This window comes from Nocardia sp. PE-7 (assembly GCF_030486425.1).
Taxonomy (GTDB): Bacteria; Actinomycetota; Actinomycetes; order Mycobacteriales; family Mycobacteriaceae; genus Nocardia; species Nocardia salmonicida_A.
This window is the reverse complement of the sequence record NZ_CP129614.1, coordinates 1,792,419-1,816,838: the sequence shown is the minus strand read 5'-3', so window position 1 is coordinate 1,816,838 and position 24,420 is coordinate 1,792,419. Positions and strand designations below refer to the sequence as shown.

Here is a 24,420-nt window from a genome sequence, read left to right as displayed (position 1 = left end):
CCGCCGGGGGTGGACTCAGCTCACCTCCCGGTGGCGGGGTTGGACGCGGTGCAGCAGAACCTGCTCGAGGAGCGCGACGAGGACATCACGGACGGAGTCGCGGTCGCGGGCATCGCAGTCCAGCACCGGGATCCAGTCGTCGAGGCCGAGGGCCTCGCGAACCTCACCGAGGTCGAAGCGAGTGGCGTCGGCGAAGCGGTTGACCACCACGACGAAGGGCGTGTGGTGTTCTTCGAAGTAGTCCAGGACCGGATAGCAGTCCTCCACCCGGCCGGTGTCGACGACGATGACCGCGCCGAGAGCGCCGTCGACCAGGTCGTCCCACAGGAACACGAACCGGTCCTGACCGGGCGTCCCGAACAGGTAGAGGATCAGGGATTGCTCGAGGGTGATGCGACCGAAGTCCAAAGCCACTGTGGTCGCGGTCTTTTCGGCGCGATGACCGGGATCGTCGATACCGAGGGAGACCTCGGTCATCGAGGCTTCGGTGACCAACGGCTCGATCTCGGAGATGGCGCCGATGAAGGTGGTCTTCCCGACGCCGAAGCCGCCGCTGACCACGATCTTCACCGAAGACGGCATTGCTGGTGCCTTAAAGTGCGCGGACAAGGTCGCGGATCCTCTCGATGGCGGCGGTCGACAGTTCGGGCGCGTCACGGACGGTGACATGTCCCGCCGCTGCCAGATCGCTGACGATCACCTTGGCGATGCCGATCGGAACACGCAGGGCGGCCCCGATTTCGGCGATGGAGTGCGGTGTCAGGCACAGCTGCACAACGGTGCGCTCCTCGAACCGCAGCGGCGCCGACAGCGCGGACGGCGGTGCCTGGACGAGGGTTTCGATGCGCAGGCCGTCCAGCACCGGGACGGTGCGGCCCGCGGTGAGCACGAACGGGCGAACGAAGCGGTCGTCGACGTCGTCGTGGGCGGTGGGGGTCACCGGCACCGACGGCAGGGGGCCACGCCAGCCCGCGGGCCGGCTCATCGGGATCATGCGCGGGTCGGGCAGCCGCGGGAGATCGGGATCTCTCATCTGCGCAGCGACTCTCGCAATTCGCTGATCAGCAGCGGGTCGAGCAGTGATCCGGCGCGTTCGGCGAGGACGGCCATCTCGTAGCCGACCAGGCCGACATCGCAACCGCCGTCGGCGATCACGCCGAGGCAGCTGCCGTCGCCCAGTGCCGACACCAGCAGGAAGCCGCGCTTCATCTCGATCATGATCAGCTTCAGACCGTCGAAATCGTAACTGCGCGAGGCACTGCGGGCGAGGCTGGACAGACCCGAGACCATCGCGGCGAGCCGGTCGGCGCCGGTGCGGTCGAGCCCGTCCGACATCGCGATCAGCAATCCGTCGGAGGAGACGGCGACGGTGTCGCGCACGCCGTCGGTGTTGCGGACGAAGTTGCCGAGCAGCCAGTTGAAGGTGTGCGGATCGGTGGTCGGTAGGTGGGTGGTCACCGGGTCTCCTTGGGTCTGGTCCGATCGTCAGCGGGTGGGATCGAGTGGGGTGGCGGTGGATTCGGTCTCGCCGCCGCGTTCGTGGCCGGTGCGGAACGAGGAGAGCATGCTGCGGGTCTGGTCGGGGGTCCGTTCGACGACCGGCGGCCGGGCCTGCTCGACGGTCGGATCGCGGCGGGGTCGCTCCGGTGCGCCGGTGATCTTGGCGCGTTTGCTGCGTTTGACCAGGCCGTTGCGTGTGCGTTCGACGGCAGGGGCACCGGCGGGTAGCTCGCGCGGCTGCTCTAGCGTCGAGCCGTTGTGGCCTCGGGGGGCTCCCTCGGAACGCTCCGGAATCGCCGCGCTGTGGCTATCGTCGGCCGATGATCCGTTACGGACCACACCGTCGCGCGGTGAGTGCGCGGAATCAGGTGCGCTGCTGAGGAATTGCACGTAGACGGAGTCGTTGGACGAATGGTTCGCCGAGGTCTGACCGTAGTCACTGCTCGGTCCGGACTCGGCGTCGCGGCTGTGCCGAGGTCGGCCGTTGGTGCCGGGCCACGTGGCGCCGTCGCCGGGGAGGGAGCGGGAGGAACCCGAACCTGCCACCCCGGCGGGGATCTCGTGGCGTCGCGGCGTCGTCGAGCCGGCTGTGACGCCGTTGCGGGCCTGCCCCACCGAGTGGCCTGCGGCATCACCATGCCCGGCGATCGCCACCGCGCTCCTGCCCGTGGCGACCGCACCGTTGCGCGTCGGTGTTGCCTCGGCACCGGCCGAATGCGCGTCCACCACGACGGTGGCATCGTGCGCCGGCGCCACGAGGTCCGCCGAGCCCGTACCCACGCCGGAGCCTCGGGTGGCCCCGTTTCTCGAATCACCTGTCTGCCCGGCCTTTTCGTCGGCGAGTAGCGACGGCGGGAGGAGTAAGCGGGCGACGATGCCGCTGACCGGCGACGTATTCAGTTCCACGTCGATGCCGAGTCGACCCGCCAGTCGACCGACCACGTAGTGGCCGAGGTAGCGGGTGGAGGCGACGATGAAGTCCTGCTCGCCGCGCAGCCGGGCGTTGGCTTCGGCGAGTTGTTCGGCGGGCATGCCGACACCGTGGTCGACGACGGCGAGCAGGTAGCCGCCCGCCACCTTGCGGCCGTACACCTCGACTTCGAGATCGGGCGGGGAGAAAGCGAGCCCGTTCTCGATGAGTTCGGCCAGGATGTGCGCGAGTTCGCTGACAACGGCGCCGGTCACCGCGATGTCGTCGATCCGGCGCAGCACCACCCGCCGGTAGTCGTCGACCTCGGACAGACCGGCGCGGATCACGTCGGTGAGCGCGATCGGTTCGGCCCATCGCCGGGGGCTGGCCTCGCCGACCAACACCAGCAGGCTTTCGGCGTTGCGCCGCATGCGGGTGGCCAGGTGGTCGAGTTCGAACAGGTTCGACAGTGCCTTCGGGTCGAGTTCCTCGCGCTCGAACTCACTGATCAATCCCAGCTGACGCCGCACCAGGTTCTGATTGCGGCGGGCCAGGTTCGCCATCGATTCGGTGGTGTTGCGCCGCACCAGCGCCTGCTCGGAGGCGAGGTCGAACGCGGTGGTCTGCACCCGGTCCAACGCGCTCGCGACAGCGGCGATCTCGATGCTCGCACCGCGCGGCGTGCGCACCGGCGCGGGCGGATCCGGATGGGCGTCGGCGGCGCTGTGCCAGGCTTCGATCACCTCGGGCAGTCGCGTGGAGGCGACATCGTCGGCCTCGGTGGCCAACCGGGCCAGGGGGCGGACGATGGCCCTGATGCTGGCGAGGACGAGCGCGAACTCGGCCGCGATCGCCGACAGCGCGGCCGCGGCGAAAGCGGCCAGCATCAGCGCGGCGTCCAGACGGAGCTTCTCCGCCCGCGTGCCGACGTCGTCGCCGATGACCTGCTGCACGGTCCGCTGCTCGTCGATGACCGCGGTCATCTGTGCCCACCACATGGCCGGGTCGACCGGCTGGGTCAGTGGTCCCAGCGTCGAGGCGATCGCGATGTTCTCCGATTCGGTTGCCCGCATGGCGTCTTCACTCGCCAGTACCGCGTCGAGCCGAGCCTGCTGGGCGGGCGTCACGTCGTGGCCGAAGGCGGTGAGCGCGGCATTGCGGGCGGCCCGGATGTCGAGGAACTGCACGTACTCCCCCGACGCGAATTCCCCGGCGGCGAAAACGCCGTTGAGGAACCCGCGCTCGCGGGCCGTGAATTCCTTCGCGTCGCCGAGGGCGTAGAGCGCTTGCAGGCCGTGCCGGACGGCCGGGTCACGCGCCTGGTCCAGCCCGAGCGAGAGACGGTTCAGCGCGTCGATGCCGTCGGTGTAGAACTGGAACGCCGCCTGCCGGGTGACATTACGATTGTCGACCTGGGAACGGATCGCGGGCAGCCCCGCCAGATGGCCCAGCGCCGAGCGCACCTCCCCCGCACCGGGCGGCTCGCCCACGATGGCGTTCACCAGGGCGCGCAGGGCGGCGTCGGTGCCCGCACGCTGGTCGGTGACGGGTTGACGCAGGCGTTGATCACCGCCGAGCAAACCGTTGCTCAGCCCTCGCTCACGCTGCACCTGCTGCACGAGGTCCTGCGCCGCCAGCGCGACCGCCACGGCGTCCACGGCTTCCCCGCTGCGACGGTAGGCGCTGACCTGTGTCGCCATGGTCAGCCCGAGCAGCGCGAGCACCAACACCAGCGACACCACCAGGATCCGGGCGAGCTGACCGGAGATGGTGCGCGGCCGGATCAGCCCGGCGCCGGGCCGCCGCCCTCGAGCGTCACCGTCCGATCGAGTTCCGGTCGGGTTCGGCCGGGAACGTGCACGCACACCTACTCCTTTGCAATGCCACCGCAACGTCGGTCGCGGTGGCCCACGGAAAGTCAGGTGCAAACTTGCACTCCGCGCGGTGCGCGGTCAATGCGGAACGGTGTAAAGCAGCAATTCGTGCACTGATCTAAACATGCCGGAAATCCAGCGGGCTTCGTGTAGCCGAATGCTCACAGTCGTATCGTCAGCGAGTTGGCCGACCGGTTCACTGACGGATACATACAGGTCACCAGAGATCGTGACGCGCAACACATTTGACGCGGATGCTCAGCGGGACAATTCGAATGCTGGACTCGATACCAGTTGCGACGATGGCGCGCAAATCGAAAAGCAAAGTCGAATCGGTCGATTCGCATTGCCAAACGGTATTCGCGGAATTACTCGCCGCCGAGAATTCCCAGCACCTGATCCGAGTAGAAGAAAGGCTCCAGGCGCTCCCTGATCAGCCCGGCCAGCACCCCGTTGCGCTTGGCGGCCTCGATGACGGCCGGACCGTAGCGCAGGATCTCGGCACTGATGTCGTCGGCGTCGAGGCCGAGTTCGGGCAGCATCGCCGAGAGGGTGTGGTTGCCGTACTTGGTGTAGAACACCTCGACGCATTCGCGCACGAGCAGGCCGAAGTACTCCTTCTCCCTGGTCGTCACCGCGATCTCGTAGCAGATCTGGACCAGTTCGTTGAGGTCCTTCTGGGTGAGGTATTCGCGCAGGCCCGCGACGGGCTCGTCGGCGTGCAGGTCCCAGAATTCCATCGCGGCCGAGTGCACCGGGGCGTCACGCAGCATGTCGCGGATCGCGTTGTTGGTGCGCTTGAGCGCGAACAGCGCGCCCTTGCCCGCGAGGTCACCGACGAAGGTGCTGTCGGCCGCGACCTTCTTGGCCCGATTGGCCGCGGTCTGACCCAGCGACATCAGCGAGGAGACGCCCGGAATCTTCTCGGCGCGTTCACGATTGGCCTGCATGAAGTCGCCGATCAGCTTGTCGACGAAACGCGAGGCCACGGTGGCGACGAGCGGGCTCTCGGTGAGCCGGTCCAGGATCCGCTCCTGCGCCTGGTGCATGCCGAAGATCTTCTCCAGCAGCGCTTCCACCGGTTCGCGGTCGACGACGTCGCCGAGGGTGTATTCGGTGTTCGACGCGATGTGGTCGTAGATCGCGTCGGAGAAGATGCCGACGGTATCGGCGATCACGGGGCTGCCGCCGATGCGGTCGAACACCGTGGCCACCGTCTGCTCGCCCTGCTCGAGGGAGACCACGTCGCCGAACCGAATCGTCTCGCCGACCGCCAGCACGGCGGCCACGTCGCGGGCGATCACCTCGGCAAACCGGTCACCGGTCACCTCGGCGAGCAGGAATTCCACCTGCGCGTCGAGCAGTCGGTCGGCAATCTGGCGCGCCTGCGTCATTTGTGTGTCCACCCATCACGGTCGTTGCTGGAGGGGAGGACGCGTGGCTACTTGTCGCCGGAATCGTTGCCCTGCACCGATTTCCGGATCTGATCCAGCCGCTCACGCGCGGCCTTTTCCCGCGCCTCCCATTGTTCGTCGACGCTCCGCCCCGCGGGAGTCTGCCGGTCGAGCTCGTCCATTCCCTGCGCGGTGCCGAAACGCTGCTCGACCTTATCCCGAACCGAGTCGAATGTCGGCACTCCGGAAGTGGAATATCCGCCGGTGGCGGTAGGTGCGCCGGTCACCGGCAGTCCGGACGGTACCGGCGGTACCGGGATCGCGCCTCCGACCTGCCCGGATGCGATGGGCACCACATCGGCGTCGACGACATCGGTGTCCAGAGTCACAGGTGATCCGGTATCGGCATGACCGATGTCGGCCTGGGCCAGTGCGGCGGCGACCGCGACGAGCCCGGGACGTCCGGCGACCGCGGCGCGCAGCACCGAAACCAGCTCGTGGTCGGGTAGCGCGGCCATGCGGCCGAGGAGTTCGCTCGTTTCGCTCATACCGCCAGGCTACGCAGCATCGGTGACCGCCGACCAGCGTTATCGCGCCGCCCAGTCGGCGATGATCTTCGCCCACTCGGCGCCGAGGGTGTCGATCACATCGTTGTGGCCCGCGCCGGGGACCACGATCAGCTGTTTCGGGTCCTGTGCCGCCGCGTACAGGCGTTCGGCGTGGCGCAGTGGCAGGAGTTCGTCGCGGTCGCCGTGCATCATCAGCACCGGGACGCGCAGGTTCGCGATGTGTCGCAGGCTCGGGTACGCGTTCGGGATCAGCGGGGCGGGCAGGAACGGGTAGACCGAACGCGCGGCGGCGCGCATGCCGCTGAACGTCGACATGAGGATCATGCCCGCGGGCGGATATTCGCCCGCCAGTTCGAGCAGCACCCCGCCGCCGAGGGATTTGCCCAGGTAGTAGACCCGCTCGGGATCGACCTCCGGTTGGTCGAGCAAGGCTCGGCGGGCGGCTCTGGCGTCGAGGTAGGTGCCCTGTTCGCTCGGGGTGCCCGTGCTGCGGCCGAAGCCGCGGTAGTCGAACGCCAGGACGTCGAAACCGGCTTCGACCAGCAGCGCGATGATCGAGACGCGGTCGCCGATGGTGCCCGCGTTGCCGTGCGCGTAGAGGATGTGGCCGCGTGGGCGCTCGGCGCGCACGAACCAGCCGTGGACCTCGATGCCGTCGGCGGTGCGCATGGTCAGATCGCGGTAGTCCAGACCCTGTGCCGCCGGGGTCTGGGCGAGGTGTTTCTCGGGGTGGTAGACCAGCGCGTTGAGAACGCGGGTCGCGGGGTGGCGGATCACTTGCCGCGACCTGCCTGGAAACCGAAGTCCCAGTTGTAGAGGCGGGCGATCTCCACGACGCCACCACCCGGTTGACCGGCGGGCGGTCGGACGAAGGCGCCTTCACGCCGTACCACGAACTCGCCGTTGACGTTCTCCAGCACGAACAGCACCGCGTCGCGGGAGTTGTCGGTGCAGCCGTCGAGCGTCATCTCGATGGGCGCGGAATTCACCGTGGTGAGGGTGACGGTGGCGTGCACATTGCGGAAATCGCTGGCACCGTCGTAGATCGAGGCGAACACGAGGATGCGCCGGATGAACTGGGTGTAGTCGAGGTTCACCGACAGGTTCTCGCCGGTGATGCTGGCGCCGGTGCGGTCGTCCTGGTCGAGGTGGATGAACGGCGGTTCGTAGAGGGCGCCGAAGCGGCGGTCGAGGGCTCGCACGGAACCGATGGCGCCGTTGACCAGTTCGAAGAAGCAGCACAGGTCCAGGTCGATGTTCTTGCCGCGGAGTTTGCCGAACAGACGGCCGGTGGCGGCCATCGAGGTCCAGTTGAGATTCACGCGCATGACGCCGCCGGTGGCGCCGTGTTTGGTCAGCGAGACAGACGGGGCTTCTTTGGTGAGCGAGACCTTGGCCAGATTGACCGGAGGTGGTGGGGGCGGGGCGAATTGGGGTTGCTGCGACGGCGGGACGTGAGACTGCGGCGGCGGCGTGTACTGATTCGGCGGGAAAGCGGGAGTCGGCGGCGTGGGCGGTGGAGTGACGGGCCGGTTCGGCTGCGGCGCCGGGATGAACGGCTGCGTCGGCGGTGCGTAGGACTGTTGCTGGTTCGGCCGGCCAGAGGCGACCGACTGTCCCTGCGGCTGCGGGGGCGCGGGCGGTGCCGCGGGGGCATCGTCGACGGAGATGCCGAAATCGGTAGCGAGCCCGGCCAATCCGCTGTCGTAGCCCTGCCCGACCGCGCGGAATTTCCACGCACCCTGGCGTCGGTACAGCTCACCGAGCACGAAGGCGGTTTCGGTGGTCGCCCCGCTGCTGTCGAAGCGCGCGACCTCGGCGCCGTTGGCGGCATCGATCACCCGGATGTAGAGCCCACGGAACTGCCCGAACGTTCCCCCGTCGGCGGAGGCGGCGAGCACGATCGTCTCGATCTGCGGCTCGACCTGCCCGAGATTCACCGACAGGGCGTCGACAACGTTCTGCCCCTGCTGTTTTCCTTCGTACCGAACGGCCCCCGAGGGATGCACGGCCTGGTTGTAGAACACGAAGTCGTCATCGGAGCGCACCTTAGCCCCGGCGAGCAGCAACGCGGAGGCATCGGCATCGGGCACACCCTGCCCCGACTGCCAACCCAATTCGACGCGGACCGCGGAGGCAGGCACCGCAACATTGGCGCCTTTCATCATCGACACACCGTCCAACCTATCCCGCGCCCGACCCGTCGCCCCTACTCCCCCGCGATCTGGCGCGAGGGACAAGCACTCACGACGAAGGCCGCCCGGTGGAGCCGGACGGCCTTCGGGTGTCGAGTGCGGATCAGCCGCGCAGTTCGGCGCCGACGGCGGTGGTGGCCGAGGCGACGGCGGCGTCGCGGGCGGCGCTCGCCTCGTCTTCGGTGAGGGTGCGGTCGGGGGCACGGAAGCGCAGGGCGTAGGTGAGGGATTTGCGGCCCTCGCCTGCCTGGGCGCCTTCGTAGACGTCGAACAGGGCGATGCTTTCGAGCAGGTCGCCACCGCCGGTGCGGAGCGCGGTTTCCACCTGCGCGGCGGGCACGGTCTTCTCGACGCTGATCGACACGTCCTGCAGGACGGCCGGGAAGGCCGAGATCGTCGGGGCGGGCAGGGACTCGTTCAGCGGGAGGGCGTCGAGATCGACTTCCAGCGCGCAGGTGCGCGGCGGCAGACCGGCACGCTCCAGGACAGCCGGATGCAGTTCGCCCGCGTGACCGACGACCACACCGTCGACGAGCAGTTCGGCGCAGCGGCCGGGATGCCACGGCAGGTAGTTGGCGGATCGGCGTTCGATGACGATTCCGGCCGCGTCGGCGATGTCGTCGACCAGCGCGAAGGCGTCGGCCGCCTCGGCCGCACGGCCCGGCCCCCACGGCCCACGCGGGTCGTGCTTGCCGCTGAGCACCGCGGCCACGTGCACCGGCTGGGCGGGCAGCGAGGCTTTGAGCTCGGCGATCTGCTCGTCGGTGGGACGACGATCCACCGGCAGCGCTTCGACCGAGTGGGTCTGCGCGCCGGGCCGCACCACCTGGGCGATGCCGTAGATGGTCAGGTCGCGCGCACCGCGGGAGATATTGCGGATGGCCACTTCCAGCAGGCCCGGCAGCAACGTGGTCGCCAGTTCGGGGCGGTCGCTGTCGAGGGGGTTCAGCACGCGGGTGGTGTTGCGACGCGGGTCGTCGGCGTCCAGACCCCACACCTCGAACACCCCACCGGGCAGGAAGGCGGGCGGCGGCACCTCGACGGCGCCGGCGAACGCCAGCGCCCGGCTCACCGCACGACGTCGCCGCTGCTGCGCGGTCAGACCGCGGCCGCCGGGTGCGGTCGGCAGGATGGACGGGATCTGCTCGAGCCCTTCCAGCCGCAGGACCTCTTCGACCAGGTCGGCGGGCTGGGCGAGGTCGGGGCGCCAGCTCGGCGGGGTCACCAGCAGCTGGGTCTTGCCCGCGTCGTTGACCTCGATCTCGACGCCCGCGCCGATCTGGGCGAGCCTGCGCACGGAGGTGCCCGCCGGGTAGGTGACGCCGGCGACGCGGTCGGGCAGGTCGATGTCCATCGCGATCGGCGCGACCGGCTCCAGGGGCACCCGGATGTCGGTGAGCGCGGATTCGATGGTGCCGCCGGTGATGTCGGCGAGCAGGGTCGCGGCGCGGTCGAGCGCGGCGATATTGATCTCGGGATCGACGACCCGTTCGTAGCGCTTGCCCGCCTCCGAGGAGAGCTTGTGACGGCGCGAGGTGCGGTACACCCGCAACGGGTTCCAGACGGCGGCTTCCAGGACCACATCGGTGGTCTCGGCGCCGACCTCGGTGCTCGCACCACCCATGACACCGGCGAGGGAGATCACGCCGGAATCATCGGCGATCACCACGTCCTCGGCGTCGAGGGTGCGCTCGGTGTCGTCGAGGGTGCGCAGGGTCTCGCCCTTGTGCGCCGAGCGAACGACCAGGCCGCCGTGCAGCTTCGCCGCATCGAAGGCGTGCAGCGGCTGACCTAGCTCGAGCATCACGTAGTTGGTGACGTCGACGGCCGGGGAGATCGGGCGCATGCCCGACAGCATCAGCCTGCGCTGCAACCACAGCGGGCTCACCGCGTTCGGGTCGATCCCGGTGACGCGGCGCGCGCCGAAGCGGGTGCAGTCCGAATCGTCGTCCAGGCGCACCGCCCAGGCGAGCGCTTCGGCCTCGGGCAGCGTGCGCACAGCGGGGTCGGCGTACTCGAGGTCGAAGCCGCACGCCAGTTCGCGGGCCAGCCCGCGTACCGAGAAGCAGTAGCCGCGATCGGGAGTGATGTTGAGTTCGATGATGGTGTCATCGGTGCCGAGCAGCACATTCGCGTCGTCGCCGGGCTGCGCGGAGCCCGGCTCGAGCACCAGGATGCCGTCGTGATCCTTGCCGATGCCGAGTTCGGCGACCGAGCAGATCATGCCGTTGGAGGTGTGACCGTAGGTCTTGCGCGAGGAGATCTTGAACCCGCCGGGCAGCTCACCACCGGGCAGCACGACCACGACGAGGTCGCCGACCGCGAAATTGCGTGCGCCACAGACGATTTCCTGCAACTCGGGGTTGCCGACATCGACCTTGCAGAAGCGGATCGGCTTCTTGAACTCGGTCAGTTCGGTGATCTCGGCGACGCGACCGACGACCAGCGGCTTGTCGATGTCACCGCCGATCGGCTCGAGCTTGTCGACCTCTTCGACTTCCAGACCCACCCGGACGAAGCCCGCGTCGAGCTCTTCCGCCGACACCGACCACTCGGGGGTGGTGCGCTGCAGGATCTCGGTCAGCCAGGACTGTGCTACTCGCACTTGACGTTTCGCTCTCTCTCTAAGACCGGATACCGAAGGGCAGGGTGAACCGCACATCACCCTCGACGATGTCGCGCATGTCGGCGATGGTGGTCTGGAACTGCAGGGTGCGTTCCATGCCCATGCCGAACGCGAACCCGGAATACACCTCGGGGTCGATGCCGCTGGCGATGAGGACCTTCGGGTTGACCATGCCGCAGCCGCCCCACTCGATCCAGCCCGCGCCGCCCTTCTTGTTCGGGAACCACACGTCGACCTCGGCCGAGGGCTCGGTGAAGGGGAAGTAGTTCGGGCGCATGCGCGTACGGGTCTCGGGGCCGAACATGGCCTGCGCGAACGCGTCGAGGACACCGCGCAGGTGCGCCATGGTCAGGCCCTTGTCGATCGCCAGACCCTCCACCTGGGAGAACACCGGGGTGTGGGTGGCGTCGAGCTCGTCGGTGCGGAAGGTGCGACCGGGGCACGCGACATAGATCGGCACCTCACGCTCGAGCATGGACCGCACCTGCACCGGGGAGGTGTGCGTGCGCAGCACCTGGCGCGAACCCTCCGGGGCGATGTGGAAGGTGTCCTGCATGGTGCGCGCCGGGTGATCGGGCAGGAAGTTCAGCGCGTCGAAGTTGAAGTGCTCGGTCTCCACCTCGGGACCCTCGGCGACCTCCCAGCCCATCCCGACAAAGAAGTCGGCGATCTGCTCGGAGATGACGGTGATCGGGTGCCGGGCGCCGACGGGCTGACGACGGGCGGGCAGCGTGACGTCGATCTTCTCGGAGATGAGCACCGCCTGGTCGCGCTCCGCCAAGAGCGCGGCACGGCGCGCCTCGAACGCGTCCGATACCCGCTTGCGCGCGACGTTGACCCGCTTACCGGCCTCGGCCTTCTCCTCCTTGGGCACACTGCCCAGCCCACGCTGCGCGAGCGCGATCGGCGACTTGCCGCCGATGAAGTCGGTCTTGGCGACCGCCAGCGCATCCAGATCAGCCGCCGCGGCAAACGCCTTCTCGGCCTCCGCCGCCGCTGCCGCGAGTGCCTCCTCGGTCAAAGAGGCGTTTTGCTCGACTCCGCTGTTGTCGTCGGCCACGATCTTCTCGACTCTCCCCTGGGGATCGGTTCGCGGGCGCGTCATTGCCATCCCGCATCGGTGCTGCGTAAATCCTATGGGATGGGGTTCGCGCGATTCATCCGGATTACTCGCGAGCCGATCGTCGCTGGTCCACGGGTCCGAGTGCGGACCGACCAGTCCAGGTCAGGACGATGATCGACCGACTCGCGCGCTGAGCTCTGACCGCCCGCCGCCGAACTGACGCAGCCGTCCGGGGCCGCGCGACTCTGCGCGCCGCCGATTGGGCGACTCGGTCGACAACCGTCGAGCCCACGACCCGCGATAGTTTCCGCACCGACTCCCAGCAGGTCGACGACGAGCAGTTCTCAGCCGAGTCGGCGGGGTAGCCGAACCCCTCGACCACATCATGTTGCCCACCTGCCCCAACCACACAGTTAAGTGCGGAGAGATCCGTACAGCCTGTGGCGCCCAGCCCGAAATCGTCTGTTTCTCAGGGCAATCGGAAAGCGATCGGAATCGGAGGGAACCGAATGGGTTCGGGGCGCGTCCAAATGATCAAACACACCAGCGTGTTCGACTCGAGAACAGGACGACTCGATGGCTGAACAGACCTGCGATCCAACGCCTCCGCAGGGGCGGCGTGCCCGGCGTACCGCTCCTGGAAGCGGTCTTGCGTTGTGTGGCTTCGGGATACGACCCGCGGGGCGACATTCGTCTCCGCGCGTGGAGAGTTTGTGCGCGCGTCGTCCCGAACGGCGCGAGGCCGCCCCCGAGCAGGGGCAGCACCCGGACGGTGTCGGGTGACGGGGGTCGGCGACCGTCGGGGCAGATCGGCGGCCGGTTTGTCCTACATTCGGTTCCAAGCCGCCCAGCCCGATCGGCACGGCCGCTATCCAGGCGTGTTCGGGCTGGTGAACGGGTTGTGGATGGAGGGGCAGTTGAGCGCCGAGGAGGTGCGGTTCCGGCGCTCGGGCAATGATTGGTTCAGTGAGAATCTGACGAATCCGAGCGATGTGGATCCACACGTGTACGACCGCGACCTGCATCCGGGGGCGGCCTCGTGGTTCAAGTCGAGCGCGGTGTCGATGATCGAGCGCGTCGGTGGCTATCTCGCGATTCTCGACGCCCACGGAATCGAATGGGAGCGGCGGGAGTCCGACGCGCCGGGAACCGTCATCTATGACGATGCCCAGCAGGTGGTCGTGCGGCCGAACCGCAGTCGGCCGGGGCAGCCGACTGCGGTCGGTAACTATTCCGCGGGCGCGCTGTGACGCGGAAGGAAAACCGCTACCACCGCGGCGAAGGCGACTAGAGCCGCGCCTACCCACACCGCGGGAACCAGCCCGTCGACGTAGGACTGGGGGTCGGTGTAGGAGCCGTAGGAGGCGAACACCGAGGCCAGCACGGCGATGCCCATGGCCACGCCCACCTCGCGGACGGTGCTGCTGATGCCCGATGCCATGCCCTGATCGGCGGGTGAAGCGCTGGCCATGACGATGGTGGACGAGGGGGCGAAGGTGAGACCCATGCCGATGCCGCCGAGGACGAAGGGGGCGACGAAGGCGAGGTAGGGGACGTCGGCGGTGGTGATCATCGCCATCCAGGCGAGCGACACCGCCAGGCAGAGCTGGCCGATCGCGATGAGCGTTCGGGCGCCGACGCGGTCGACGATCAAGCCGGCCAGTGGCGCGACGACCATCGGAACCATCGTCCACGGCATCGTGCGGATGCCCGATTCCAGCGGCGAGTAGCCCTGCACCACCTGGAAGAACTGAGCGAGCAGGAAGATCGAGCCGAAGACGCCGGCCGAGAAGCCGAACGACACGATGAAGCTCAGGCTCAGACCGCGGGATCTGAACATGCGCAGCGGGAGCATCGGGTCGGTGACGTAGGTTTCCCAGGCGACGAACGCGACGAGCAGCGCGACGCCGCCGATCAGGGCGGTGAGCACCTGCGGTGCGGTCCAGCCGTCGTCGGCACCGTGGATGACACCCCACACGAGCGCGAGCACTCCACCGGCCGAGAGCAGCACACCCAGGTAGTCGAGTTTCCTTGCGGCGCCCCGTGATTCGGAGAGCATACGCGCGGCGAACGGCAGCGCCAGCAGACCGATCGGGACATTGAGCCAGAAGATCCACTGCCAGTTCAGGCCGTCGACCACCGCACCACCGACGACCGGCCCGACCGCCACACCCAGACCGGCGATGCCGCCCCAGATGCCGATCGCGGCGCTGCGCATCGTCGCGGGCACCGCGGCGGCGAGCAGGGTGAGCGACAACGGCATCACGGCCGCACCACCGACGCCCTGCACCGCACGGGCCGCGATCAACATCCACGGTTCGGTGGCCAGCGCGCACGCGCCGGACGCGACGACGAAGATGCCGATACCGGCCAGGAACACCCGGCGTCGGCCGATCCGGTCACCGAGGGCCGAAGCCGACAGCAGCAGCGCGGCGAAGGACAGCGTGTACGCGTTGATGAACCACTGCAGGTCCGAAAGTGATGCTCCCAATTCGGCTTTGATCACCGGCAGCGCGTTGGTGACGACCAGATTATCCAGCGTCACCATGAACATCGGGATACCGACGGCGGCGATGACCGCGCCGAGCGGTTTGTTCTTCGCCCCGGAGATCGGCGGCACTTCGGCGGCGTGCGCGTCGCCGGATTCGAGTGTTTGCGTCATGCCCAGCCCTTAGTTGTTATTGACTGATAACTACATGCTCATGGTTATGCATCGACTGATAACATGTCAAGAGGCAACCGAACGAGGAGGCACTGGCGCCATGACGAGAACCCGGATGACCGCGACCGAGCGCAGCGCCCAGGTCCTCGAAGCCGCGATCCACGCGTTCGCCGAAACTGGTTATGCCGCAACGAAGACCGACGAGATCGCCCGGCGGGCGGGAGTTTCGCAGCCCTATGTGATCCGCCTGTTCGGGACCAAGCAGCAGTTGTTCATCGCCTGCATGCTCGAGGTGTGCACCCGCATCGAGCAGGTGTTCCGCGACGCCGAGATCGCCCCGGGCGCCGACACCGCGGAGGCATTGCACTCCCTCGGCAACGGCTTCGACATCTTCCTGAACGAACGCGAACTGCCCCTCATCCTGCTGCACGGCGCCGCCGCCAGCGCTGATCCGGCGATCGGCGACCACATGCGAGAGCGGTTCGGGCGCATCTATCGTCTGATCGGCGAACTCACCGGCGCCGATACCTCGCAATCGCGCCACTTCGTCGCCACCGGCATGCTGCTCACCATCATGACGGCGATGCAGGTCGCGGGCAGCGACGCGATCCCCCTCCCCTGGGCCACCGAAATCCTCGCCGACCTGGGCGGCGCTGTCACGCCATCATCCTGACTCCTGCGCACTCCGCGATGCGAGGGGCCGACTACTTCTGGCCGCTTTCCAGCTCCCGGATTCGTTTCGCGGCCTCCGCCAGCCGCTTCTTCCTTGCCTCGTTGTCGGTCTTCTTCAGATCCTCATAGACCTTTTCGTCGGAATCGCTGAACCGCAGGATCATTCGCGGAATGCTCAGCGTGATGATCAGCGACGGCCACACGATCCAGGCGTAGTCCCACCCGACGATCACCTGCAGCACGAGAAAACCGATCAGGGTGATACCGACGATGATCCAGTCGATCGAGGCGACCATGTCACCGCGGGCACGCAGGGCGGAGAGTTCGGCCGCCGCGGTGGAGACCGCGACCGGTCCATCGCCGCTCTTCGTCACGGCGTCGTCGGCAGTGGGCACTGCGAGCAACCGCCCGTCCAGCCTGGTCAGCGGCACGCCGCCCGGCAAACCGCGGAACGGTTCGGTGAGTTCCGCGAAGGTGCGGGCGGCGGCGACGGTGCCCGAGCGGTCGTAGAACTCTGCGACGTCGAGCCGCCCGTCGGCGAAATGCTTGCCGAGCACGTCGAGCGCGTGCGTCCGTTCACCGTCGCTGAGACGCAGTCCGTCGGGATCGGGAGTCGCGGGCATAGCAGCACTTCCTCGGTAGCGCAGGACGTCGTTCATCGAGTCTAGTGCCGCTTCCACCCCTGCGCGATCGATACCGAGCGCGGCCCTTCGCCCTACTTCGCGTGCTGGACGCGTGCGCCGGCGTAGAGGCAGATAGCCGCTGCCGCAGCCAGATTCAGGCTTTCGGCGCGGCCGTGAATGGGGATGCGGATGCGGTGATCGGCGCGGGCGGCGACGGCGGGGTCGAGGCCGTGGGCCTCGTTGCCGAAGAGCCAGGCGACCGGTCCGCTGAGGATGTCGTCGGCGTCGTCGAGGTCGACCTCACCGGTGGCGGCGGTCGCGAGGATCGTCACGCCGGCGGCGGAGATCGCGTCCAGCGTCGCGGTGATATCGCGGCTGCGAGCCACGGGGACGTGGAACAGGCTGCCCGCGCTGGCGCGCACGCATTTGCCGTTGTGCGGGTCGACGGTCTCGCCCGCCAGCACCACACCGTCGGCGCCGACGGCATCGGCGACCCGGATCAGGGTGCCCGCGTTACCGGGTTCGGCGATCTCGACCGGGACGGCGAGCATGCGCGGGCCACGGTCGAGGATCTCGCCGAGCGGCACGTCGACGAGTTCGCACACCGCGACGAGGCCGGGCGCGGTGACGGTTTCGCCGAGATGTTCGGCGGCGCGATCGCTGACCAGGGTGGTGCGGACGCCGTCGGCGGCGGCACCGGCGATCAGCGTGTTCTCCCGGCCGGCGGCCGCGAGTGAATAGAAGATCTCCCGGACGCGACCGGTCTCCAGGGCGGCGGACACGGCGTTGGCGCCCTCGGCGAGGAACAGGCCGGACTTGCGGCGCTGCGCCGCGCGCTGGAGCTTGACAGCGGAAACGACCCGCGGGTTGCGCTCGGAGAGCGCGTCCACGGGTCGTTCCGACAGATCGCTATGTGTTGTCAAGCTCAGGCAGCGGTGGCCGGGGCGTTGACGTCGGCCGGCAGTGCGGCCTTGGCGACAGCCACCAGGCCGGCGAAGGCCTCGGCGTCGGAGACCGCGAGCTCGGCGAGGATCTTGCGGTCGACCTCGACACCCGCGGCCTTGAGGCCCTGGATGAAGCGGTTGTAGGTGATGTCGTTCAGACGCGCGGCGGCGTTGATACGAGCAATCCACAGCTTGCGGAAGTCACCCTTGCGCGCCTTGCGGTCGCGGTAGGCGTAGGTCAGCGAGTGGAGCTGCTGTTCCTTGGCCTTGCGGTACAGGCGCGAACGCTGGCCCCGGTAGCCCTTGGAGGCCTCGAGGATGGAACGGCGCTTCTTCTGAGCGTTGACGGCCCTTTTGACGCGTGCCACTTTGGTAGTCCTTGATCATCTGGGGGCGCGGCGGCGCCCGAATTCGGTAGTTGTCGGCGTCCGGTTATCCCGGCCGCGGAATCGTCGGGTTGCGACGGTCGAGCTGACCGGAAAGGTCAGGCGAGACCGAGCAGCCGCTTCACGCGGGGGACGTCGACGGAAGCGACGGACTCCGTGCCTTCCAGACGACGAGTCCGGCGAGAGGACTTGTGCTCCAGGAGGTGGCGACGGTTCGCCTGCTCACGAAGCAGCTTGCCCCGGCCGGTCACCTTGAATCGCTTCTTGGCGCCGCTGTGGGTCTTGTTCTTCGGCATGGATTCCTCTATCTAGTCGTTGAAATCGTTTACTGCGGGTCGGCCGGCGCAGCCTGCTCGGCAGGCGCGGCCTGCTCGACCGGTGCGGCCGTCTCGACCAGCGCGGCCGGTTCGGCACTGGCGGGACCGGTCGGCAGCGGCTGACGTGTCGCCGCCGGCGCCGAGGAGTCCTGCTGGGCCTTCACCCGCGTCTTCGCGCCCTTGTGGGGAGCGAGGACCATGGTCATGTTGCGGCCGTCCTGCTTGGCCGAGGTCTCGACGAACCCGAGATCGGCCACGTCGGAGCCCAGACGCTGGAGCAACCGGAAGCCGAGTTCGGGACGCGACTGCTCACGACCGCGGAACATGATCGTGACCTTGACCTTGGACCCGGCTTCGAGGAAGCGAACGACGTTGCGCTTCTTGGTCTCGTAGTCGTGGTCGTCGATCTTCGGACGGAGCTTCTGCTCCTTGATCACGGTCTGGACCTGGTTCTTACGGGACTCGCGCGCCTTCTGCGCGGTCTCGTACTTGAACTTGCCGTAGTCCATGATCTTGCAGACCGGCGGACGGGCATCGGGTGCTACCTCGACGAGGTCGAGGTCGGCTTCGAGCGCGACGCGTAGTGCATCTTCAACACGCACGATCCCAACCTGTTCGCCGCCGGGTCCGATGAGACGAACCTCGGGAACACGGATGCGATCGTTGATGCGGGTCTCAGTGCTGATGGGGCCTCCTAGGTCAAGCGGTGTCGTCTTAACGACCGCACGCAATAACTGCAACCCCTGTTTCAACACGAAAGCCCCGGTGCGGTATTTCTCCGCCACGGGGCCCGATGTCGACCGATCGCCCACAGCCGAAGCCCTCACGGGCTCGGTTGTCGACCCCCGCGTGCCAGGCACACGGGAAACCCACCACAATGAGCGGGTGACCGGGACCGTTTATCCGAACGAATGCTCGCCGGTAACGGTGGGAGTCGGGCTCCACTTATCTGCCCCACGGATGCATGACACATCCAGGGGCGGTCGTCAGCGAACAGCCTAGCATGGCGTTGGGCTATGACCGAATCGCACCTGGCCCGAGCATCCGGAATCCGGCTCGCTATAGCCTGATCAGCATGACTGACGAGCTCGATCCTCCTGTGCGCGACCTGGCCGACATCCCCGCCGTCGAGGTGATCAGCCGAGCTGCCGTGATGCTGATGAGCTCGGCCGCGGAGAAGCTGGGCCTGGCCGAGGAGAGCCCGAATTCGGGTGCGGGCGTCGACCTCGACGAGGCGCGCCGGGTGATCACCGCGCTGGCCGGGCTGGTCACCGCGTCGGTGGAGTACCTCGGCCCGCACGCGGGTCCGATCCGCGAGGGCCTGCAGGCGCTGCAGCGCGCGTTCCGCGAGGCGTCGTCGGTGCCGGACGCGCCGGGGACGGGCCCCGGCGAGAAGTACACCGGCCCGGTGCACTGAGAGTTCTGTCAACGAAAAGATCCGCCGACGCAGTGCGTCGGCGGATCTTTTCTGTGCTGCGAACGAACGTCGCGACTCAGACCACGGGGGTCGGCGTGGGGCCACCGGGGGTGACCGACACGGCCGATCCGGAGGAGATCATGTTCGCGAGTGCGGTGAGCAGGGCGGCGCTTCCGGTATCCATTACAGGCGTTCCTTTCGAATCCAGGTCAGACGGTCGGCTTGGTGGGCTCGTAAGCCAACGAGGACCCGCCGGCGAGGAAACCGAGAATCTGGGCGATGAGCGCCGTGGTGGCTTCATCCATGAGGACGTTCCTTTCGAACTACACGACGATCGAGCCGTCGACAAACCGCTACGACCCGGCGATCCGGGGACGGTGAGGCGAATGTTACCTACGACTGTTTCACTTCGTGGCGCTTTAGGAAAGTCCCTTTCGGGATGTCTCGAAAGAAGGTAGCCGGGTTCAGCGCAGCGCGGCCGCCTTTCGGGCCAACCGCTTGGCCGCGGCCGTCTCCGCCGGTGCCTTCTTGGCCGCGGGGGCGGCTTTCTCGGCAGCCTTCTTCGGTGCGGTCTTCTTCGCCGCGGGCTTCTTCGGTGCGGGCGCGGCCAGTACCTCTTTGAGGAACTGTCCGGTGTAGCTGTCCGACGCCGCGGCGATGTCTTCGGGGGTGCCGGTGGCGACCACGGTGCCGCCGCCGGAACCACCCTCGGGGCCCATGTCGACGACCCAGTCGGCGGTCTTGATGACATCGAGGTTGTGCTCGATGACGATCACCGTGTTGCCCTTGTCGACCAGTCCGTTGATCACCTTGAGCAGCTTGCGGATGTCCTCGAAGTGCAGCCCCGTGGTCGGCTCGTCGAGGATGTAGACGGTGCGCCCCATCGACCGCTTCTGTAGTTCGGCGGCCAGTTTCACGCGCTGGGCCTCACCGCCGGACAGGGTCGGCGCGCTCTGGCCGAGGCGCACATAACCCAGGCCGACCTCGACGAGGGTCTTGAGGTAGCGGTGGATCGAGGTGATCGCCTCGAAGAAGTCGGCGGCCTCGTCGATCGGCATGTCGAGAACCTCGGCGATGGTCTTGCCCTTGTAGTGCACCTCGAGGGTTTCCCGGTTGTAGCGGGCGCCGTGGCAGACCTCACAGGGGACGTAGACGTCCGGGAGGAAGTTCATCTCGATCTTGAGCGTGCCGTCGCCCGAGCAGGCCTCGCAGCGACCGCCCTTGACGTTGAACGAGAACCGGCCGGGCTGATAGCCGCGCACCTTCGCCTCGGTGGTGGAGGCGAACAGGGTGCGGATCTTGTCGAAGACGCCGGTGTAGGTGGCCGGATTCGAGCGGGGGGTACGACCGATCGGCGACTGGTCGACCTGCACCAGTTTGTCGAGGTTGTCGAGACCGTTGATTCTGGTGTGCCTGCCCGGCACCTGACGGGCGCCGTTGAGCTTGTTGGCCAGGACGGTGGCCAGGATGTCGTTGACCAGGGTCGACTTGCCCGAACCCGAGACACCGGTGACCGCGGTGAGCACCCCCAGCGGGAACGCCACGTCGACATTGCGCAGATTGTGCTCGGTGGCGCCGACGACGGTGAGCCTGCGCTTCTTGTCGATCGCGCGGCGCACCAACGGCAGCTCGATCTGCTCGCGACCGGAAAGGTAAGCGCCGGTGAGGGATTCGGGCACGTCGAGCAGTTCGGCGTAGGTGCCGCTGTGCACAACCCGGCCACCGTGTTCGCCGGCGAGCGGACCGATGTCGACCACCCAGTCCGACGCCCGGATGGTGTCCTCGTCGTGCTCGACGACGATCAGGGTGTTGCCCAGCTTCTTCAAGCGCAGCAGCGTCTCGATGAGCCTGCGGTTGTCGCGCTGGTGCAGGCCGATCGAGGGCTCGTCGAGGACATAGAGGACACCGACCAGGCCCGAACCGATCTGGGTGGCCAGCCGGATGCGCTGGGCCTCACCACCGGACAGGGTCGCGGCGGCGCGCGAGAGCGTGAGATATTCCAGGCCGACATCGAGCAGGAAGCCGAGCCTGGCCTGGATCTCCTTGAGCACCTGACCGGCGATCGCGGTCTCGCGCTCCCCCAGCGTGAGCGAGTTCAGGAAGTGCGCGCAGTCGCCGATGGACAGCTCGCTGACCTCGGCGATCGACTTGTCGGTGCCGTCGGCGGCGAGGGTGACGGCCAGGATCTCCGGGCGCAGTCGTGAACCGTTGCAGACCGGGCACGCCACATCGCGCATATAGCCGTCGTAGTGCTCTTTCATCTGCTCGGACTCGGTGTTCTCCATGCGCCGCTGCAGGAACGGCATCACGCCTTCGAAATCGGCGTAGTAGGAGCGCTTGCGGCCGTAGCGGTTGGTGTAGGCGACGTGTACCTGGTCGGAGCTGCCTTCCAGCACGGCCTTACGTGCCTTCGCGGGCAGATCGCGCCACGGGGTGTCCATGGAGAAGCCGACCGCCTCGGCCAAGCCGGAGAGCAATCGGTTGAAGTACTCGGCGGTCTGCCCGCGCGACCACGGAGCGATCGCGCCGTCGGCCAGGCTCAGGTCCGGATCGGGCACCACGAGTTCCGGGTCGACTTCCTTGCGGATGCCGAGGCCGGTGCAGTCGGGGCAGGCGCCGTAGGGCGAGTTGAAGGAGAACGAGCGCGGCTCGAGGTCTTCGATGTCGAGGGGGTGACCGTTGGGGCAGGCCAGGCGCTCGGAGAAGCGGCGCTCGCGGTCGTGGGCGTGCTCGTCGCGGTCGACGAAATCGAGCACGACGATGCCGTCGGCCAGGCGCAGCGCGGTCTCGATCGAGTCGGTGAGGCGCTGCTTGGAGGCGGCCTTGACCGAGAGGCGGTCGATGACCACCTCGACGTCGTGCTTCTCCTGCTTCTTCAGCTTCGGCGGATCGGTGAGCGGATACACCACCCCGTCGACCCGCACGCGCGAGTAACCCTGGGTCTTGAGCTGGTCGAACAGGTCGACGAACTCACCCTTGCGGGTACGCACCACCGGCGCGAGCACCTGGAACTTGAGGCCGTCGTCCATGGCGAGCACCTGGTCGACGATCTGCTGCGGGCTCTGCTTGGCGATCAGCTCGTGACACACCGGGCAGTGCGGCGTGCCCGCGCGGGCGTAGAGCAGGCGCAGGTAGTCGTAGACCTCGGTGATGGTGCCGACCGTGGACCGCGGGTTGCGGTTGGTCGACTTCTGGTCGATCGACACCGCGGGCGAGAGACCCTCGATGAAGTCGACATCCGGCTTGTCCATCTGCCCGAGGAACTGTCGCGCGTAGGCCGACAGCGATTCGACGTAGCGGCGCTGCCCCTCGGCGAAGATCGTGTCGAACGCCAGGCTCGACTTCCCGGAACCGGACAGACCGGTGAACACGATCAGGCTGTCGCGCGGCAAATCCAGGTCTACACCTTTCAGGTTGTGTTCCCGAGCTCCGCGCACAGTGAGGCGTTCCGCCACCTGGTGAATCCCTTCTCCATCGTCATCCGCCGATCGGACATAATCCCCCGCCGACAATGCTAGGCCGGGGGTCCGACAGGTTTGGCTGGAGCGCGGGTGCGCTCGCGTTCGCGGCCACTCCCGTCCTGTGGATCAGGCGCCGTTGCCCGCTCCTTCCGCACCGACGCGACGGCACCGGATCGACGGCACGGCCGCGAACCTCCGACCTTCCTCGCGGTCGGGTCGTCGTCGTCGAGTTTCGGCTCTACGCCCACGATTTCGGTGATGCGGATTATGTTTGACGCCAGGGGGGAATCGTTCGACATGATGAAGGAGCCGGCGTGCTCGAGGTATTCCTGGTCGACGACCACGAGATCGTGCGGCGAGGGTTGATCGACCTGCTCGAGGGTGATCCAGAACTCACTGTGATCGGTCAGGCAGGCGGCGTCGCCGAGGCGATGGTGCGCATCCGCGAGGCCCGCCCCGACGTCGCGGTCCTCGACGTGCGGCTACCCGACGGCAACGGCATCGAACTGTGCCGCAACCTGCTCGCGGAGTTCGACGACCTGCACTGCCTGATCCTGACCTCGTTCTCCGACGAGCACGCCATGCTCGACGCCATCCTGGCCGGCGCCAGCGGCTATGTGGTGAAGAACATCGACGGGATGAAACTGGCCGACGCGATCAAACAGGTGGGCGCGGGCCACTCGCTGCTCGATACCCGAGCGGCCGACGCGCTGCGCGCCCGTCTGCGCCGCAGCGCCGAACCATCGGGGCCGCTGGCCGGGCTCACCGACCAGGAACGCCGACTACTCGAACTGCTCGGCGAGGGCCTGACCAACCGGCAGATCGCCGCGCGCATGTTCCTCGCGGAGAAAACGGTCAAGAACTACGTATCGCGACTGCTGGCGAAACTGGGTGTGGAGCGACGCACCCAGGCCGCCGTCCTGGCGACGAAACTGCGCGAGCCGTGAGGGCTCAGGACGGGACGACGATGGTGAGGTCGCCGTCGTAGCGGCGGTAGAGCAGGTTCCCGCGGCCGCTGTGGCTGTCGGTGAAGAACAGGTAGGGCAGCCCGGCGGCGCACAACGCGTCGGAGGCTTCGTCCTCGGCGAAGATGGGAGCCGCGTCCTGAACCACGCGCACCGGCATCGCGCTCGCGGTCAGCGGCAGCTCGGCCGACGAGTCCGCCGCGGCGGTGTGCCGCTGCCTGGCCAGCGCGACACCGTGCGGGTCCGCCCAGGTGACGATGGCGTCCTCGCCGGTGTCGGCATCGGTGAACAGGTAGGCGTCGTAGTCCATCGCGTCCAGGACGGTGCTGGCTTCCAGCGGGGTGCCGGTCATCAGCGCACAGTCCTTGCGGCGGATGATCGGTCGCGTCTCGGTGATCTGGGCCAGCGGGCGACGGGCCGGATCGGGCCACGCGCCGCGCGCTTCCTTGCCCGCGCGCCGGGCGAGCTGACGGTCGAGCCGTTCGGCGGCGAAGGTGACCGCGAAACCGCCGGGCCCGGTGACCTGGACGCGGGTGAAGGTGTCGTTGGTACGGATATTGGCCTGCACCAGAGTCGGCTCGTCGTAGCCCTGCGGCGCGGTGACGCGCACCCTGGCCGGACTGTCGAGGTGGTGCCTGCGCATCACGCGGGTGATGGCGCGAACAGCACGGGTGACATCCTGGGCCGGCACTTCGCCGCGGGTGGTCACGGCGAGCTCCGGGTCCGCGGCGGTCGTCCAGTGCTGGGTGCTCGACAACGAATTCATCATGTGCCCCACTTCTCGATCCCAATTCCCGGTGCCCAATGCCACCACTACCGCCGGTGCGAGTGAAGGGCCGAAA

At 67.8% G+C, this 24,420-nt stretch carries 22 protein-coding genes; 4 read left to right on the top strand and 18 right to left on the bottom strand.

Annotated elements, in window-relative coordinates; translation table 11 throughout:
- Window positions 1-15: 15 nt before the first annotated feature.
- The 10 genes from QX204_RS08535 to pheS form a co-directional block, all read right to left on the bottom strand.
- Window positions 16-582: a GTP-binding protein gene (locus QX204_RS08535; RefSeq protein ID WP_301906035.1), complete on the bottom strand. Its 567-nt coding sequence runs from the start codon at window positions 580-582 to the stop codon at window positions 16-18.
- Between the two features lie 10 nt (window positions 583-592).
- Window positions 593-1,033: a DUF742 domain-containing protein gene (locus QX204_RS08530; protein ID WP_301906034.1), complete on the bottom strand. Its 441-nt coding sequence runs from the start codon at window positions 1,031-1,033 to the stop codon at window positions 593-595.
- Window positions 1,030-1,458: a roadblock/LC7 domain-containing protein gene (locus tag QX204_RS08525; protein WP_056824424.1), complete on the bottom strand. Its 429-nt coding sequence runs from the start codon at window positions 1,456-1,458 to the stop codon at window positions 1,030-1,032. The genes QX204_RS08530 and QX204_RS08525 overlap by 4 nt, the downstream gene beginning before the upstream one ends.
- Window positions 1,459-1,485: 27 nt before the next feature.
- A complete protein-coding gene (locus QX204_RS08520) occupies window positions 1,486-4,275 on the bottom strand; it encodes a nitrate- and nitrite sensing domain-containing protein (protein WP_301906033.1) in 2,790 nt (929 codons plus the stop codon).
- 377 nt (window positions 4,276-4,652) lie between these two features.
- Entirely contained in the window at window positions 4,653-5,678 is a 1,026-nt protein-coding gene (locus tag QX204_RS08515; protein WP_301906032.1) for a hypothetical protein, read from the bottom strand.
- A 47-nt stretch (window positions 5,679-5,725) separates the two neighbouring features.
- The gene (locus QX204_RS08510; RefSeq protein ID WP_301906031.1) at window positions 5,726-6,226 is read right to left on the bottom strand and encodes a PspA/IM30 family protein; all 501 of its coding nucleotides are present in this window, start codon (window positions 6,224-6,226) and stop codon (window positions 5,726-5,728) included.
- A gap of 39 nt (window positions 6,227-6,265) precedes the next feature.
- Window positions 6,266-7,024, bottom strand: a complete 759-nt coding sequence (locus QX204_RS08505; RefSeq protein WP_301906030.1) for an alpha/beta hydrolase — start codon at window positions 7,022-7,024, stop codon at window positions 6,266-6,268.
- Window positions 7,021-8,415, bottom strand: a complete 1,395-nt coding sequence (locus QX204_RS08500) for a TerD family protein (RefSeq protein WP_301907951.1) — start codon at window positions 8,413-8,415, stop codon at window positions 7,021-7,023. Before QX204_RS08500 ends, QX204_RS08505 begins: the two co-directional genes overlap by 4 nt.
- A gap of 130 nt (window positions 8,416-8,545) precedes the next feature.
- Window positions 8,546-11,047, bottom strand: coding sequence for a phenylalanine--tRNA ligase subunit beta (gene pheT, locus QX204_RS08495; protein ID WP_301906029.1), 2,502 nt, complete (start codon window positions 11,045-11,047; stop codon window positions 8,546-8,548).
- A 19-nt stretch (window positions 11,048-11,066) separates the two neighbouring features.
- Window positions 11,067-12,173 carry a phenylalanine--tRNA ligase subunit alpha gene (gene pheS, locus QX204_RS08490; RefSeq protein WP_301906028.1) on the bottom strand — a complete coding sequence of 369 codons (1,107 nt, stop codon included), beginning with the start codon at window positions 12,171-12,173 and terminating at the stop codon, window positions 11,067-11,069.
- Between the two features lie 779 nt (window positions 12,174-12,952).
- On the opposite strand from pheS, the gene QX204_RS08485 reads away from it, so the two are divergent.
- The gene (locus QX204_RS08485; RefSeq protein ID WP_301906027.1) at window positions 12,953-13,381 is read left to right on the top strand and encodes a hypothetical protein; all 429 of its coding nucleotides are present in this window, start codon (window positions 12,953-12,955) and stop codon (window positions 13,379-13,381) included.
- Here QX204_RS08485 and QX204_RS08480 read toward each other — a convergent pair.
- A complete protein-coding gene (locus QX204_RS08480; RefSeq protein WP_301906026.1) occupies window positions 13,360-14,793 on the bottom strand; it encodes a DHA2 family efflux MFS transporter permease subunit in 1,434 nt (477 codons plus the stop codon). The two genes, QX204_RS08485 and QX204_RS08480, sit on opposite strands and share 22 nt — an antisense overlap.
- Window positions 14,794-14,893: 100 nt before the next feature.
- Between QX204_RS08480 and QX204_RS08475 the strand changes: the two genes are divergently transcribed.
- Complete coding sequence (locus QX204_RS08475; RefSeq protein ID WP_301906025.1) at window positions 14,894-15,466, top strand: TetR/AcrR family transcriptional regulator; 573 nt, start codon at window positions 14,894-14,896, stop codon at window positions 15,464-15,466.
- Between the two features lie 31 nt (window positions 15,467-15,497).
- Here QX204_RS08475 and QX204_RS08470 read toward each other — a convergent pair whose 3' ends face one another.
- The 5 genes from QX204_RS08470 to infC form a co-directional block, all read right to left on the bottom strand.
- On the bottom strand, window positions 15,498-16,088 hold the full coding sequence (locus tag QX204_RS08470; RefSeq protein WP_301906024.1) for a DUF1707 SHOCT-like domain-containing protein: 591 nt from the start codon (window positions 16,086-16,088) through the stop codon (window positions 15,498-15,500).
- A gap of 92 nt (window positions 16,089-16,180) precedes the next feature.
- Window positions 16,181-16,978 (bottom strand): TrmH family RNA methyltransferase, encoded by a 798-nt coding sequence (locus tag QX204_RS08465; RefSeq protein WP_301906023.1) that lies wholly within the window; start codon window positions 16,976-16,978, stop codon window positions 16,181-16,183.
- A gap of 35 nt (window positions 16,979-17,013) precedes the next feature.
- On the bottom strand, window positions 17,014-17,400 hold the full coding sequence (rplT, locus tag QX204_RS08460) for a 50S ribosomal protein L20 (RefSeq protein WP_019046423.1): 387 nt from the start codon (window positions 17,398-17,400) through the stop codon (window positions 17,014-17,016).
- Between the two features lie 116 nt (window positions 17,401-17,516).
- The gene (rpmI, locus tag QX204_RS08455; RefSeq protein WP_056824456.1) at window positions 17,517-17,714 is read right to left on the bottom strand and encodes a 50S ribosomal protein L35; all 198 of its coding nucleotides are present in this window, start codon (window positions 17,712-17,714) and stop codon (window positions 17,517-17,519) included.
- 29 nt (window positions 17,715-17,743) lie between these two features.
- Window positions 17,744-18,475 (bottom strand): translation initiation factor IF-3, encoded by a 732-nt coding sequence (infC, locus tag QX204_RS08450; protein WP_056824840.1) that lies wholly within the window; start codon window positions 18,473-18,475, stop codon window positions 17,744-17,746.
- A 335-nt stretch (window positions 18,476-18,810) separates the two neighbouring features.
- Between infC and QX204_RS08445 the strand changes: the two genes are divergently transcribed.
- Window positions 18,811-19,152, top strand: a complete 342-nt coding sequence (locus tag QX204_RS08445) for a DUF1844 domain-containing protein (protein ID WP_301906022.1) — start codon at window positions 18,811-18,813, stop codon at window positions 19,150-19,152.
- 464 nt (window positions 19,153-19,616) lie between these two features.
- Here QX204_RS08445 and uvrA read toward each other — a convergent pair whose 3' ends face one another.
- Window positions 19,617-22,607 (bottom strand): excinuclease ABC subunit UvrA, encoded by a 2,991-nt coding sequence (gene uvrA, locus QX204_RS08440; RefSeq protein WP_301906021.1) that lies wholly within the window; start codon window positions 22,605-22,607, stop codon window positions 19,617-19,619.
- A gap of 320 nt (window positions 22,608-22,927) precedes the next feature.
- Between uvrA and QX204_RS08435 the strand changes: the two genes are divergently transcribed.
- The gene (locus QX204_RS08435; RefSeq protein WP_056824462.1) at window positions 22,928-23,560 is read left to right on the top strand and encodes a response regulator transcription factor; all 633 of its coding nucleotides are present in this window, start codon (window positions 22,928-22,930) and stop codon (window positions 23,558-23,560) included.
- Window positions 23,561-23,564: 4 nt separating this feature from the next.
- Here QX204_RS08435 and QX204_RS08430 read toward each other — a convergent pair whose 3' ends face one another.
- Window positions 23,565-24,347 (bottom strand): sigma 54 modulation/S30EA ribosomal C-terminal domain-containing protein, encoded by a 783-nt coding sequence (locus QX204_RS08430; RefSeq protein ID WP_062985545.1) that lies wholly within the window; start codon window positions 24,345-24,347, stop codon window positions 23,565-23,567.
- Window positions 24,348-24,420: the final 73 nt, after the last annotated feature.

What these genes read in the sequence shown, in the direction of transcription:
- QX204_RS08445 (WP_301906022.1), top strand. Translation starts at nt 18,811, where the DNA reads ATGACTGACGAGCTCGATCCTCCTGTGCGCGACCTGGCCGACATCCCC.
- QX204_RS08480 (WP_301906026.1), bottom strand. Translation starts at nt 14,793, where the DNA reads ATGACGCAAACACTCGAATCCGGCGACGCGCACGCCGCCGAAGTGCCG.
- QX204_RS08500 (WP_301907951.1), bottom strand. Translation starts at nt 8,415, where the DNA reads ATGATGAAAGGCGCCAATGTTGCGGTGCCTGCCTCCGCGGTCCGCGTC.
- QX204_RS08430 (WP_062985545.1), bottom strand. Translation starts at nt 24,347, where the DNA reads ATGATGAATTCGTTGTCGAGCACCCAGCACTGGACGACCGCCGCGGAC.
- QX204_RS08530 (WP_301906034.1), bottom strand. Translation starts at nt 1,033, where the DNA reads ATGAGAGATCCCGATCTCCCGCGGCTGCCCGACCCGCGCATGATCCCG.
- QX204_RS08510 (WP_301906031.1), bottom strand. Translation starts at nt 6,226, where the DNA reads ATGAGCGAAACGAGCGAACTCCTCGGCCGCATGGCCGCGCTACCCGAC.
- QX204_RS08535 (WP_301906035.1), bottom strand. Translation starts at nt 582, where the DNA reads ATGCCGTCTTCGGTGAAGATCGTGGTCAGCGGCGGCTTCGGCGTCGGG.
- pheS (WP_301906028.1), bottom strand. Translation starts at nt 12,173, where the DNA reads ATGACGCGCCCGCGAACCGATCCCCAGGGGAGAGTCGAGAAGATCGTG.
- rpmI (WP_056824456.1), bottom strand. Translation starts at nt 17,714, where the DNA reads ATGCCGAAGAACAAGACCCACAGCGGCGCCAAGAAGCGATTCAAGGTG.
- QX204_RS08470 (WP_301906024.1), bottom strand. Translation starts at nt 16,088, where the DNA reads ATGCCCGCGACTCCCGATCCCGACGGACTGCGTCTCAGCGACGGTGAA.
- QX204_RS08475 (WP_301906025.1), top strand. Translation starts at nt 14,894, where the DNA reads ATGACGAGAACCCGGATGACCGCGACCGAGCGCAGCGCCCAGGTCCTC.
- QX204_RS08515 (WP_301906032.1), bottom strand. Translation starts at nt 5,678, where the DNA reads ATGACGCAGGCGCGCCAGATTGCCGACCGACTGCTCGACGCGCAGGTG.